The sequence below is a fragment of the Macrococcoides bohemicum genome (assembly GCF_003259675.1).
GTDB classification, from domain to species: domain Bacteria; phylum Bacillota; class Bacilli; order Staphylococcales; family Staphylococcaceae; genus Macrococcoides; species Macrococcoides bohemicum.
In genome coordinates, this window is sequence record NZ_PZJG01000004.1 from 143,849 (window position 1) to 158,512 (window position 14,664).

Annotated in this window: 11 protein-coding genes; 3 read left to right on the top strand and 8 right to left on the bottom strand. The window is 30.9% G+C overall.

The features are described from left to right. Nucleotides 1-6: 6 nt before the first annotated feature. The 8 genes from BHX94_RS08310 to BHX94_RS08340 form a co-directional block, all read right to left on the bottom strand. A complete protein-coding gene (locus tag BHX94_RS08310; protein ID WP_111745802.1) occupies nt 7-807 on the bottom strand; it encodes a glycosyl transferase in 801 nt (266 codons plus the stop codon). 5 nt (nt 808-812) lie between these two features. Then, complete coding sequence (locus tag BHX94_RS08315) at nt 813-3,467, bottom strand: glycosyltransferase (RefSeq protein ID WP_170120802.1); 2,655 nt, start codon at nt 3,465-3,467, stop codon at nt 813-815. Next, on the bottom strand, nt 3,449-4,375 hold the full coding sequence (locus BHX94_RS12990) for a hypothetical protein (protein ID WP_242446677.1): 927 nt from the start codon (nt 4,373-4,375) through the stop codon (nt 3,449-3,451). Before BHX94_RS12990 ends, BHX94_RS08315 begins: the two co-directional genes overlap by 19 nt. Then, nucleotides 4,375-5,580, bottom strand: a complete 1,206-nt coding sequence (locus BHX94_RS08325; RefSeq protein WP_111745803.1) for a glycosyltransferase family 4 protein — start codon at nt 5,578-5,580, stop codon at nt 4,375-4,377. The genes BHX94_RS12990 and BHX94_RS08325 overlap by 1 nt, the downstream gene beginning before the upstream one ends. 156 nt (nt 5,581-5,736) lie before the next feature. Then, complete coding sequence (locus tag BHX94_RS08330; protein WP_111745805.1) at nt 5,737-7,020, bottom strand: glycosyltransferase; 1,284 nt, start codon at nt 7,018-7,020, stop codon at nt 5,737-5,739. A gap of 108 nt (nt 7,021-7,128) precedes the next feature. After that, nucleotides 7,129-7,281, bottom strand: a complete 153-nt coding sequence (locus BHX94_RS12860) for a hypothetical protein (protein ID WP_170120803.1) — start codon at nt 7,279-7,281, stop codon at nt 7,129-7,131. An 81-nt stretch (nt 7,282-7,362) separates the two neighbouring features. After that, nucleotides 7,363-8,265 carry an ABC transporter ATP-binding protein gene (locus BHX94_RS08335; protein WP_111745807.1) on the bottom strand — a complete coding sequence of 301 codons (903 nt, stop codon included), beginning with the start codon at nt 8,263-8,265 and terminating at the stop codon, nt 7,363-7,365. Between the two features lie 37 nt (nt 8,266-8,302). Beyond that, the gene (locus BHX94_RS08340; RefSeq protein ID WP_111745809.1) at nt 8,303-9,112 is read right to left on the bottom strand and encodes an ABC transporter permease; all 810 of its coding nucleotides are present in this window, start codon (nt 9,110-9,112) and stop codon (nt 8,303-8,305) included. A 341-nt stretch (nt 9,113-9,453) separates the two neighbouring features. Here BHX94_RS08340 and BHX94_RS08345 point away from each other — a divergent pair, with 341 nt between their 5' ends. From BHX94_RS08345 to BHX94_RS08355, 3 genes are all read left to right on the top strand, one after another. After that, nucleotides 9,454-10,851 (top strand): LCP family protein, encoded by a 1,398-nt coding sequence (locus tag BHX94_RS08345; protein ID WP_111745811.1) that lies wholly within the window; start codon nt 9,454-9,456, stop codon nt 10,849-10,851. 16 nt (nt 10,852-10,867) lie between these two features. Continuing rightward, on the top strand, nt 10,868-11,335 hold the full coding sequence (locus BHX94_RS08350) for a DUF2538 family protein (protein ID WP_111745813.1): 468 nt from the start codon (nt 10,868-10,870) through the stop codon (nt 11,333-11,335). Nucleotides 11,336-11,584: 249 nt separating this feature from the next. Further along, nucleotides 11,585-14,656, top strand: a complete 3,072-nt coding sequence (locus BHX94_RS08355; protein ID WP_111745815.1) for an N-acetylmuramoyl-L-alanine amidase — start codon at nt 11,585-11,587, stop codon at nt 14,654-14,656. The last annotated feature ends 8 nt before the right edge of the window (nt 14,657-14,664 follow it).

Below are 14,664 nucleotides of genomic sequence, written 5' to 3' on the forward strand. Positions count from 1 at the left end.
CCTCCTTTATGAAATAAAGTTATGAATCATTCTAATCGTCTGTTCTTTTGGTAGTGGATTGTGTCCTTCTTTCGGATGCTTATAGAAATAGAATTCAATATTAATATCTTGAATACCTTTATATTTAGCAATGTTCTTCATAAAAGGATCAACATGACCTCTCATATCCGATATACATGCTCTATTTTGCATATACAATATTTTAGGCGTATTTTTATATTTTGAGAAAGCTTGCGTTAGACTCAGTCTATATGCATATTTTTCTTTAATTTCATCTAAAGTTAAATTAGGATATATCATTTCTAACAATTTATTCACTGCAACTTCGTGATAGTTTAATACATATGTTTGAGGATTATTTACTATTACTTTCGTTCCTTTTATCAAAGTACCTAGGTAGATAGACATATAGCCCCCCGCAGATGACCCATAAAAAGTAGTTTGTTTTTTTGAATAATGCATTGAATTGATAATTGCTTCAATGATGATAGCTATTTTCTCTAATCCAAATGAATCAATGGTCCCTTGACCCCAGCCAATTTTTAACCCATTGCCATGTAGCGTTGGATCATCTATAAATAGGCAACTTGCTCTAAAATCTGCTTTCCATGATGATCTTTGAAATAAAGGTGGCTTTTTCTTACTTGGGTCAATTGCTCCGTTACTAAAACAAATAATATTTTCATATTTCTTATTGTATTTTAAATGAAAATAATATTTTTTATCTTCTAATATCACGCAAAAATCATCATTAAAGCCATCTTCAAATTTATAATTTTGCAATGCCTCGAAATTAATCTCTAACATTTATTTCACCCCTTATAATTTACCTCTTTTTTAAGTTGCGCAATTGTTTCATTTAATTCAATATCCTGAGGTCGTTTAATATCATCATACAAGCTATAAATATCTAAAAATCTTGTAATCGCCTGATGGCGTTCTTCTGGTTTAATTCTATCAAATCTTACCATGTACCACCCTTTTACATAAAAATTAAATCTTTCATTCATATATGCATCTAATAATTTATGTTTTTTAAGGAAGGGAATACGTTCAGTCTCTAATTTGTAATATTTATCAAAGAATTTCGCGCCAATTGTATTCGTGACTGAACCTGATACCGCTGCATAATACATATGAACGTAAACATTCATCGCTTCTACTTTATTTGAGTAAAGCATCAACTCCTGGAAGAACATTGTATCTTGTCCGGCAGCACCTTCAACCATCCTAATATTATTATTTTCAATGATTGATTTCTTAACGATTAGTGCCTGAATACTTTGTGCTCTTAAACCAGAATCCTTCATAAACTGATGCGTATTGTCAATCACCAATTGATTGTGATTATATTTTTTTATCGTTTGTGCAAAGTTGAAATTAGAGCGGCGAACGTTATCTTCTTTCATAATATTACCTACGACTAAATCTAAACTGGCATCATTCATTAATCGTTCAAACAATTTAGCATAACCATCACCCATCGCCTCATTATCTGGATCCAGATATGTAATATAAGATGACGTTGCAAGTTCTATTCCTACGTTTCTTGGGCGTGATGCAGATCCTGAGCCTTGATCAAACGCTTTATAAACAATATGATTCGGATATCTTCTTCGGATACGATTAATGATTTTTATCGTTTCGTCATCTGTACTGCCATCGTTTACAAATACAATCTCCATTTTATTGAAAATACTTGAACGTCTTAAACTTGCAAAACATTTATCTTCTAAATAAACACCATTGTTATGAATAGGAACGATTACACTTAATTTTTTTGAAGATTTTGGAGCGCGTCTGTTATTTTCAATTTCAATGTCATCAGCTAAATAACCATTGGTTAAAGACTCTTTTTCATTTATGTTATTTAGGCTAGATAATTTAAACATCGTTAATGTCTCATCAGAGAATTGATTAATCAGATTATGTACTTCACCATTTCCTTTTTTAGTTACAAAATCGACTTCTACAAACTTAAATGGTGTTAACAAATCTTCCAGATAATATTCACCATATACATTTTTCTTACTCATATATGTTAAATAATCATACTCATCTAAATTAATGGTTGAGAGTTCTGATGCATTCACTAATGTTTTATCCACGTATAGTTGACGATCAAAATTTTCTTTAACCGTCTCACTGTCATCGACATTTACTACTAATATTCGATTATATTCTTCAAGAAGTGGTGTGTCTAAGACAATATTTTCAATATAGGATAGACGATGAAAAGTAGTATGTTCTCTAAATACATTACGTATTGCTTTTCCTTGAAATTCACGTAGATCTAATTCATTATAATTATTTAAAATTGGACTTACGTCAGCATTATTATTAATCATAAATACATTTGGAAACTGATTATTAACACCTACACTATAGTTAGACAACAATAGAATTCCAAAGGCTTGTAATTCAAAAATACGATTCGCAAACATTGTTTCGCTGTATTTTACTGAATTCAAGTTAATCGCCCATCTGTATAACTTATGTGTATTCATTAAATCTTCATGATTCATCGGATACGTTAGATACGGGATATATTTTACCGGGAATAGATAACGATCTTTCTTTAAATTTAAGTTTCTATCAATAATAGTAACCTCTTTTTCAGCATTAATTACACCATCTAAAATCATGCTTGTTTCTTTATTACGTGTCGGATACTTCGTTAACCAGCTACCAGCAAAAATAACTTCATCCTTAACTTTTTCCGCATAATCAGAACGCGTTCCAATAGGGTTATGATAATAAGGGTTGATTCCAAACTGAAGACTGTGCACATTCACATGGCCGCATAATTCTACATACGTCGGTACCATCTCACTTGCACTTGTAAATACAACGTCACATAACTTGGCAACATCTTTAAATAAGTTGTAATTGACAGGATCTTCTTTAGAATAAAATACTGTCTTTATTTTTCTGTCCTTAAATTTTTTAATGATGTTATAAATATCCTGTCTCAATTCACTGTTTGGGCTGGCGCTACCTTCCCAAGACATATCTATACCTCTCCAACTCGTTGCATACATAAAATAATCAACATCTAATGTAGAGACAATGTCAATATCATTATGTGAAATATATATCAAATCAGAAACATCTTTAAATGAATTAAATAAAAACTCATCACAGATAATCGCTACTTTTTTACCTGACTTTTTAAAATAAGTGCTTGGTTTAACTTTTTTTAAGTTCGGAAAATACGATTCAACTTCATTAAAGAAATCTATCTTAGCTTTTTCATCAACTAATTTAAAATAATTATGGAAAGAATGATATTCAGAATCATTCAGTAAATGAAATTTTGCCAGATTATAATTTGTTTCCAGCATGTCATAATATGTTTTATATCTTTCTATTTTAGACATTTCTTCAAAATTAATATTTTCTACAGCTTGATCCGTTTCAATTGTTTTCTTATCACCATTTACCACAACTAACGTCTCCTCTTCCATATTTGTCGTTGAATTCTTCCTAATTTAGAATTAGATAAATTGTTATATAGTTCTTCTAAGCGTGCTTTACGTTCTTCTGATTTATAAATCTGTTCAGTTAAAGCAATATTTTCATTGATTAACTTTTGAATGATGCTTCTTGAAGTTTCTCTTTCTTCATCAAATAAACCAAGTAAATTATTTATTAAACTAGTGTTACTATCTAGTATAGGTTTAGTAAACTTAAGTAAATTGATATCAAAACCATGTATAAATTCTGCTTTTGTATAATAATATTTATTTCTATGGTTGAAGCGTACTAAACCTAAAGTTGGAAACGCAAGTACTATCGTTATAGGTTCATCGCTAAAGTCAATAAATTGACTGAACTGAGATTTTAAATCCGAATCTTTATAACACACATCTGTTGTCAGATCTTTAGCAATCATCATTTCGTTCATTTTCTTTGAATAATAAATATCATCTTCATAGACGAAACCTATAAATTGAGATTTTTTATAGAGTCCTAAAGTCATTCTACCTTCGACTTCAAGCGCTACACGAGCAGTAAAACTTCCTGTATTAAAAAAGAGCTGATAATCACGTTTTGCATTTATCAACTTATTAATAGGTACAACTTCGAAATGATCCAAATTAACTTTAACTGTTAAAGGGTCTATACTTGTCAACAATTTCGAAGATATAATTTTAATCCATCCTCTAAGTTGACCATTTTGCTCAATTAATCCCCAAATTTGATCATCAATCTTTTCAGTAGTTATTACTTTTATTACTTTCTGATTGAGTTCACTCAGTACACCCGTAGCTTCAGATTTGTCATCAACAGCCGTAATTAGATCATCATCATTTTCCTGACATAAAATATAGAATGACAAATCTCTCGTCGCATATAATTCTAAAAGATTCATTATTTATTCTCCTTATCAATTAATTCAATCAATGCCCTAATGTTATTATCCCAAACTAGATGTTTTGTTGTATAGTCATAACAATTACTGCAATAAAGTTCATACATCTTTGAATCTAATTTGAGTGCCTGAATATTTGTAATGATTTCCTCCACACTCGCTTTTTCTTTGGCATAGCCTAGAGAATGCTCATTAATCATGTCAGAGGCTTCATTGCCAATATTCGAGATAACCGGGATACCTAAACTAATAGAGTCGATAATCTTCCCAGGTAAAATATTCATGAAAATATCATCTTCAATCAGTAATGATAACGATAGATGCCTTTCTTTCATAAATTTTAAACATTCTAATCGTGGTAAAACATCGTAAATTGTAACATGTTCTAAATTTAGCTTGCGGACATTCTCTTTGAATTCATTTGCATGTAATCCATATACTATCGTATCGAATTTAATATTTAATTGATTCAACTGTTGTGCTATGGTTAGAAGTTCTTTAGAATTTTGGGCAAATCCTAAATTACCGGAATAAAACACTGTGAATTCATCAACTTTTTCCACTATCACAGCATCTAATTCATCTTTATTAATACTGTTAGGTAAATAGAGTAGAGGTTTATTTTTTCTATTCATCCTTTTTAGGATATGGTGTTTAAATCCCCTGTGGTTATATATAATTTTTGCACTTTGATTATAAATATATCTTTCAAGATAATTAAGCACAGGTTTAAATAAATTAATCCATTTAATATTTAAAGCATATATGCTGTCCGGCCATAAATCTCGTACATCTAAAATAATTTCAGCTTTAATATGCTTCTTGAGCGATGCAATGGCAAGTGGCATAAAAATATTCGGACTCGTAACAATGATCGTTTCATAATCATGTGCATTTCTTTTTATGAATTGATATGTATGATACATAATCTCGATATAATACATTATACGTTTAATATGTGATTTGGATTGTTTGTCTAAAAACGTTTTTATTCTAAAAACTTGACTGTTCTTTTCATTAATAAATGTATCATTCCAATATTCATCCGTCTTATACATTGAGGCATTGGGATAAGAAGGGTCAGAAGTAAGTACATCTGCGTTGACACCATTCTTATTTAATAAAGTAAATATATTTTTATAGCGATTTGCCCCACTTCCGATTTCAGGATAAAAATTTTGAGTAACTAGTAATACTCGACCCATAAGATAACTCCAATCATGTAAAAAATTTAGCTTGTATAATGTTTATTAAATATATTGTTTATATTATACCAATTAATAAATGATATCTATAACAATACATAGAATACATAAATCCAAAAACAATACCCGTAAATATTAACATTTACGGGCATTGTATTACAGTGCATTATATACTTCTAATAATTTTTGTTTTTCATTTTCCCAATTATAGATTCTTTTAATTTGTTTACATTTTTCACTGTATTGATTACGTAATGTCTCATCTTCAACAAGTTTATTTACCGCTTCCGCTATTTGATTAACATCTTGACTATCTACTGAAATACCGACGCCTTGGTCCACGACCGCTTTAACTTCAGGAAAATTACAACTCACTACCGGTACATGCGCCATAATATATTCAAACAATTTATTCGAGCTTGCAGAATAATGATTAAAACAAATATTTTGTAGCACCTGAAAACCTAAATATGCTTGTTTAGTATAAGAAGGCAGTGCTTTAAAGTGAACTTTGTCAATAAATTTTATGCGATGACTTTCAGAACTTTGTGCTGCCATTTCTTTTAATGTCTTCTCAAGCTTACCTGCCCCTAAAAATACAAGTGTACCTTCCTTAACTTTAGGCATCATTTCAATCAATAGTTCTAAACCACGACCTTGCTGCAAACCACCTTGGTATAATAATATCTTTTCATCTTTTGGTAGACCGAGTTCTGAGTGAAGATCAACGTCTGGTTTATCTTCAATATTATATAGTTCTGAATAATTATATAAAGTGTTAGGATAAAAACCATATAGCTCTTCATTCTTCTTAGCCCTTGTATGGTTTTCAACTATCATTTCATCAACAAATTTTATCATGAATGATTCAAATAATTTAATCGTCTTAGGATTATAACCCGTTCTTGAGGTTTGCACTTCATGGGAATCATAGACTAACTTTTTAGGTTTCAACCTAAATTTAGAACAGATGATACCCTGGGGTAGCGTATTTAAATCATTAGAATGATAAATATCGGCATTATCCTTATAACCTTTTATTATCATTCGACCGATAATGGCTGCGTTGACAATATTTTTACGTACTTTTCTAAGTTTGACGCTCAGCGCCATCATAAGTAACAAAGACGCAAAGTATATCAGAAGCATCAAATTAAGGTAAAGAAATGTAACACCAATGACAGTACTTACTGTTCCTACTTTTATCAGAAATGAATTTTTATCTTTTTGATATGCTGTTATGAAAGAGGGATAACGTTGCACACGCGATACTTTAAAGTTATCTTTCACAATTTCTTCTTGCAAAACATTGTCATCTTTCGGATCATCGATAGCGATAAGATGCACATCATAGTTATTATCTGATAACGCAGTACACTCCCTATTTACACGCGCGTCGTTCGTAAAATGATTCCATACAAACATTGTAACTTTTCTCAAATTTTCCACCTACATTTTTCTATTAATATAACTTTGATAATTATATTTATCATACACTAAATTTTCAATTAAAAAAGAGATTAGACACTATTCTAATCTCTTTTTTTATTAATTTGAACTCGTAATCGCTAATTGTGCTGCTTTCTTTTTTGCAATCTTTTCTGCTTTTGCTTGTTTTATATAGGGAAAAACATTATTAAAAATATAATGTCCAAAAGTAGATGAATAAGTATTTGTTAAGTGATGTCTGTCACGAACCATAATGACATTCCTTGTACAGGGTAACAAAAAAAAATAAAAACAGTAAGTTAGCGAACTAATCACTGTTTTTATTTCTCATTGTTAACTATAAAAGTATTGTAATGCTGTAGCTATGATCGTGCCAATGCTCAATAAAAGAAAAATAAATATATTTTGATAATCTAGGTTTCCTTTCTCCGCTTTATCAATATAACCATATTGTTGTTTTTCTATCATTTCTTTTTTATAGGCATTTTGTTCTTCTTTTGTTTTATTTCTAAAACTTCTTACAAATCGAGTATATTTATTAATAATGTCATTCGTATTACCGTACTCTACCATTTCTCCATAACTAAGCCATAATGCTTTATCACAAAATTTCTTAATTTGTGGTGTAGAATGGGAAACAAAAAATATGGTCTTTCCTTGTTTTTGGAAATCTTTCATACGTTCAATACATTTATTCGAAAATGTTTCATCCCCAACACTTAATGCTTCATCGACTATTAATACATCAGGTTCCGTATGAATGGCTATGGCAAATCCTAAACGTGAACGCATACCACTCGAATATGATTTGATAGGCTGATATATAAATTTATCTAATTCAGAAAATGAAACTATATCATCAAATCTTTCATTTATTTGTTGTTCACTTAATCCATGCATTAGACATTTCATTCTTATATTTTCTTCGCCTGTTAAATCGTTATTTAACCCTGCTGATATAGCTATTAATGAACTTCTACCATTGATTTGAATACTACCTGTTGTTGGTTGCGTTACTTCTGCAATCAAATTACTTAAAGTGGATTTACCGGAACCATTAAGACCAATAATACCCACTGATTCACCTTCATATACAGTAAAACTAACATCACGCAATGCATAATAAGGTTTTAATATATTTTTCTTTTTAAAACTAAACAAAGATAATATTTTATCTTTTTTATTCGTATTTAAATCATATACTTTTGAGACATTACGTACGATTACTTTTTCCATATATTATCATCCCAATTTTTTATTATTATTTTTAACTTTATAAATAATCAACTAATTTATTTCTAAATTTATAGTGGACCTGACTTCCAATAAATAATAGCAACAAACAAATCATCCAATAGAATAAATGATCATGCCAACTTCCATAAACATTTACATGATCACGAATAAAAGCAACTCTGTAAGTACCAATTAAATAACCAAACGGATTAAATGCATTAATTTTAACCATTAATGGAGTAGCATTTTCAATCGCCCAAAATATTGGTGTTATGAAAAATGCCATACGCATAACATTTTGAAGTATATTATTTGTATCCCTGACAATTATAACTAATGTGCTCATAATTAATGAAATACCAAATATTAAAGCATAACTTGCAATGATGAAGTAGAAAAACCATAAATAATGCCATATTGGTACGAGTTGATAATAAATTGATAATATTAATAATAGCGCAGTTGTTATTAACAAGTTAATTAGCGTGTTGGTAAAAGAAATAGATAACAATACACTTGAAGGAAACTTCATTTTTGTTACCAATCCCAATCTCTGATAAATTGCTAGCGAACCACCTATTATAGATTGAGATATAAACATCCAGGGAAACAACCCACTAATTAAATGAATAATAAATGGAACTCCAATCACATCATGACGAACACCACGAAGTCCTAATCCAAATACTATATAATATAGTCCTACTTGCATTAAAGGCTGTAATATATTCCAAAAAACACCCAGGTAGTGATTTGAATATTTACTTTTAATATTATATATAGCAAGTTTTCTTATTAAATTAAAATGTAAAATTTGTTCTTTTATTAAGTTTAATAATTCTTTCAAAATTAATTACTCCCTTTAACTTTGAAATATTTAAACAATCAAAGTTGTCTATAGATTCCAATTCAAAATATAATACAGCATTCTAATATGCAACTTTTAATTTACAATACTTTAATTTTATTTACAATCATTTTAAATCATCTCAAAGCACCTTCGTTTCCATGCGTCAATATCCAATGTATCTTAAATTATCACTTCTTAACAGTATATAATTGCTATACTTCTCATCTAATCTCTATAATGATATTATAATTATTTAATAGAAGATATTATTTTATTGTTATTTTACATAATTAGCTATATAATTTAATAGTTTATTAAACTGATTTAAGGAGCATAATATGAATAAGACTTTCAGAGCAATATTAATTTTACTCTCTTTAAGTTTAGTAATTGTACCTGTATCATATGCTGCATATTTATATAGTACAACAAAAGGTGCAATTGATTTATCGTTTAGCAAAAATAGTGATAAATCTAATTTAAGAGAAAAAGCTGTTGACCCGTCAATGGATCACATTTCTATATTATTCCTGGGTATTGACGATAGTATTTCCAGAAGAGAAAATGGACAGAAGGTTTCTGAAGCACGTACTGATGCAATAATACTTGCAACTTTCAACCGTAGTAATAAACAAATAAGACTTGTAAGTATTCCTCGTGATACTTTAGCTTATATTCCTTCTGTAAAGCAATACGATAAAATTACGCACGCACATGCTGAGGGCGGCCCAGAAAGCTCTATGCATGCTGTTGAAAACATCTTTAATATTCCGGTTGATTATTATGCACGAGTAAATATGCAGGCCTTTGTGGATATCGTCGATGAATTAGGTGGTATTGAATTTAATGTGCCCTTTGACATCGATGAACCTACAAAACTCGATAAAGGTAGAATTAAAGTTAAAAAAGGAAAACAACTCATCAATGGTGATGAAGCACTTGCACTAGTAAGAAGTCGTCATGTGGATACTGATTTAGGACGTGGTAAACGTCAAATGCAAATGATTGAAGCAATCGTTAAAAAAGCGAAAGATACTAACTCTATTTCAAAATTAGATGAACTTGTTGAAATTATTGGCAATAACGCAAAACATAATTTAACCTTTGCAAATATTACATCCGTAGCTTCTTACTATACTTCTAATGATGTAGCGTTTAAACAAATGCAGTTAAAAGGTACTGATTATATGTATAACGGTGTGTACTACTATAATCCAGTATTTGAACACATTTATAAAATATCTAAGCTACTTCGCAAAGATTTACAATTACCTGAAGAGAAAAGATCTTCATTGTTGGATTATAAAGTTATCGCTTTAAAAGGAAATTTAATACCTTTAGAAAAGATTGACATTGAGCAAATTAAAAAAGATTTTAAACAACTGATGAAGGACAAAAAGAAAAATAATACAAAAGAAAATAATGCAAACGAAACAAATATTGAAGGCTCATCAAAATCTATAGAAACTGAAGAGCCAAAAACTGTAGAAAGTGCGCCTGTTACTGAACAAGCACCACCAGTAATGGCAGATCCAGCACCTGAACCTATTATTACTGAGACACCAGCTGGTCCAGAAGTCAATCAGAATACTTCAAATAATAATTCTATTAATGATCCGAATGTTGTTAGAAATAATATCACTACGAATAACAACATACAAAGTAGTCAGACACCACAAAACGTTGTAAGACAACCGATAATACAGAATAATGAAGTGCCTGTAAATCATCAATAAATTGGAGTGAACCTTAATGGCAACTCGTAAAACTTATGAAAGATACGAACATATTAAGCATATGTTCGATAAATTAGATGAAATAATAACGTCACCTGGTGATTTATCTCATAAGCGTAAAGATTTTTATTATCTGGATGAGTATCATCAGCAAAACTATGAAGCATTATTAATCTATTATAGTGATGCTTCACAAAATCCTTTAATGGATGGAGCGTGCTACATTCTAGGAATACCTGCTATATTTAAAAAACTCAATATCTTTGACCATGAAGTTCCTTTAGACTTCGTCTTCGATGACGAAAGCTTAAGTCAAACGTTTACATCACTAGATGTCTTTGATCAGTATTTGATTGCAGCAGTTTTAGAAGTATCCAACATCCAGATCTTTACACCATCAGGGTATGCTATGGGCATGACTCACTGGGATATGAAGCATATGCAACTATTTTGGCAATATACTGCAATATTAAAATTACATTAACGTAATATAAAACACTATCAGTTTCGATATATAAATTGATGGTGTTTTTTTTATTCAACTATTTATTTTATAACAATACGGTAATAATGATACTTTAAAAATAAGTGGGTATATTATTTTACTTTATGAATTTATTATTTCATTTATTAAAGTAATATTACATTTTAAATCCTATATATACTTACTGTTTAAATGTACTTATAATATAAGAGTATGAAATTATAAATCAAATTGAGAAAGGAAGTACACATGGATAATAAATTTTATTATAAAACACCTGCTATAATGTTAATGATGTTTGTTGGTACAACAACCGCTGCTTATGCCGCAGAAAATGAGGTTGTTACAACACCTACTATTAAAAATGCAACGAATGAAACAATAAAACCAAATTCTTCTAATGAATCAAAAGTTCCGGTTAATGTGATTGCTACAAATGATTTATCAAATCCCGCATCTATTGCTAAACAATATTCATTAACTCAAGTAAAAAATAATACTAAAACAGCTTCAACTACACAACTAACAACTACGGAAACATCAACTGTTGAAGCAGCTACTACTGAATTGCCTACTGTAGATTCGACTTCTACGGAAACTCCAACTGTTGAAGCGGTCACTACTGAAGTGCCTACTGTAGATTCGACTTCTACGGAAACTCCAACCGTTGAAGCAGCTACTACTGAAGTGCCTACTGTAGATTCGACTTCTACGGAAACTCCAACCGTTGAAGCAGCTACTACTGAAGTGCCTACTGTAGATTCGACTTCTACGGAAACTCCAACTGTTGAAGCAGCTATTGCTGAAGTGCCTACTACAGCTCTTCACCCTAAAAAAACAGCAATTACTACAACAGCAAGGACAAGAACTTTAGGAACAACGGCAACAACAAAAAGAACATTAGGAACAACAGCAAGAACAAGAACTTTAGGAACAACGGCAACAAAAAGAACATTAGGAACAACTACGAAATCAAAGAATATCGATTCTATGTCAGTTAATGAAGTGATTAAATATAATAACTGGAATGTACCTGAATATGAGAAAAGTTTCTTTGATTCACCAAAAATAGCATATCGAAATGGTGTAGCTAAGCCTGAAGGTATCGTAGCCCATGAAACAGCAAATCCGACTTCTACGATCGATGGTGAAATTGCTTATATGAAACGTAATTACACAAATGCCTTTGTACATGCTTTTATCGACGATAAACGTATTGTTGAAGTAGCAGATACTGATTACATTTCATGGGGTGCAGGACCCGTTGCTAATCCTCGTTATATCAATGTTGAATTAGTAAGGGTTTACGGTAAAGAAGCATTTAGTCGTTCTATCAATAATTACGCAGATTACTTTGCGACAAATTTATTATATTATGGTTTACCGTTAGATAATGCACACTATGATGGTAATGGTACTGTTTGGAACCATAAAGGAGTTTCTAATTTCTTAGGTGGAACTGATCACACTGATCCGATCGGCTGGTTCCAGGCTAACAACTATACTTTCGATGAATTTTACAATCTTGTTTCTGAAAAATATAACTATAAATTAAACGGTACTATGCCAGCAACACCTGTACCAACACCTGGTAACACACCACCAAAGGTTACTCCGGCTCCAAATTCTACCGGAACAGTTGTAACGACAAATGAACGTCGCATTGCAAAGATTAAAATGAAAAATACTGATATTTACTCTGCAGTTGGAAGTGCTCCAACTTCGAAAGCAGATTCAAAATCAAACACTGCTTATTATGTAAATAAGAAAGCTGTGTTAGATGGTGTTACTTATTACTCACTTACTGATAATAAAAACGTTCCGCGTGGTTGGGTAAAATCAAAAGATACAAAATCATTTTCAATCACTCCACCATCAAAAACGTCTAAAAGATTTACATTAAATAGGACTGCAACAAATATTTATTCAACGCCATGGGGGAGTTCAAAGCAAATTGTCGGAAGTCTAAAGGGTTTAACAGGCAAAGAATTTAGAGCATCACAATTTGTTAAAGTAGGTCAAACACCTTATTATTTTGGAACGGTTAATGCTTTAACAGGCTGGATCAATCTAAATCATATGACATTGAAACCAGTTGCTTCTAAAATTACCGATATGAAAAATGTCAGCTTAATTGGTCGCACAGATGCTAAGAATACAGTGTTATATACTGATCTTAAATCTGCTAAGAAAGCACAGACAAAAGCAGTAGATATGCAACTTTATATTAATCAGCAAGCTAAGAAAAACAACAAACTTTACTATAATGTATCAGACCCTAAAAATAAGTTTTTAGGTTGGATTAGTGATACATTTATTAAAGAAAAGCAATTTAAAACTGTTTCATGGACTAAGATGCCTTATACGATAAAGAAATCTTCAGGTTATATTTATTCAATTCCTGGTGGTTCTAAATCTCAACGCATAAAAAAATTAAGTACATTACCTTCTAACATCGTACAAGTAATTCGTACAGATAAAGTTGGCAATGCGGTATGGCATAAAGTATTACTAGATAATAAAACGACAGGCTATGTACCTGATAGTTACCTTTATACACAAAATGTCGTAAAACTAAAAGCACCTGAAAGTTTAGAAGTTGTCGTTGCGAAACAATCACGATTAAAGAAACCTGAAAACAATGCTGGTGCAAAAGTTGTATTCTCTACGCCTGCAAGAGCTTATAATGAGCGTCTGGCAACAGATAGCGAAATAAAGGCGAATATGGACACTAAAGATGCTTTAAATAATCCTGTATTAAAATATCAATTTTTAGACTTAGGACAATCTGAAGGTATTTCTGCCAAACATTTAAATAAACTACTTGCTGGAAAAGGTATATTAGAAAATCAGGGTGCTGCTTTTGCAGCTGCTGCAAAACAATTTAAAATTAATGAAGTTTATTTAATCGCGCACGCTTTAGTTGAAACAGGTCATGGAACAAGTAGGCTCTCTAACGGTCTTGGAATCAGTAAAGATAATAAAAAGATTGTCGAAAATACCACAAAAAAATACTATAATATGTACGGTTCGAAAGCCACTGATAATAATGTAGAATTAGGTGGTATTGAATACGCTAAGCAAAATGGATGGGATACGGTATCAAAGGCGATTATCGGCGGTGCTGAATATGTACGCAAAGCTTATATTGATAACGGTCAACGTACACTGCATCAAATGCGCTGGAATCCAGAAAATACTGCAACACATCAATATGCAACCGATGTCCGATGGGCAATTAACAACGCACAGATTATCGCTCGTCTATATAAGACTTTAGGTATGGATGGATTAAATTATATCGTTCATGAATATATCTAATATGCAAA

Coding starts and splice junctions, on each gene's coding strand:
- BHX94_RS08310 (WP_111745802.1), bottom strand. CDS start 807: ATGTTAGAGATTAATTTCGAGGCATTGCAAAATTATAAATTTGAAGAT.
- BHX94_RS08315 (WP_170120802.1), bottom strand. CDS start 3,467: ATGGAAGAGGAGACGTTAGTTGTGGTAAATGGTGATAAGAAAACAATT.
- BHX94_RS12990 (WP_242446677.1), bottom strand. CDS start 4,375: ATGAATCTTTTAGAATTATATGCGACGAGAGATTTGTCATTCTATATT.
- BHX94_RS08325 (WP_111745803.1), bottom strand. CDS start 5,580: ATGGGTCGAGTATTACTAGTTACTCAAAATTTTTATCCTGAAATCGGA.
- BHX94_RS12860 (WP_170120803.1), bottom strand. CDS start 7,281: ATGGTTCGTGACAGACATCACTTAACAAATACTTATTCATCTACTTTT.
- BHX94_RS08335 (WP_111745807.1), bottom strand. CDS start 8,265: ATGGAAAAAGTAATCGTACGTAATGTCTCAAAAGTATATGATTTAAAT.
- BHX94_RS08345 (WP_111745811.1), top strand. CDS start 9,454: ATGAATAAGACTTTCAGAGCAATATTAATTTTACTCTCTTTAAGTTTA.
- BHX94_RS08350 (WP_111745813.1), top strand. CDS start 10,868: ATGGCAACTCGTAAAACTTATGAAAGATACGAACATATTAAGCATATG.
- BHX94_RS08355 (WP_111745815.1), top strand. CDS start 11,585: ATGGATAATAAATTTTATTATAAAACACCTGCTATAATGTTAATGATG.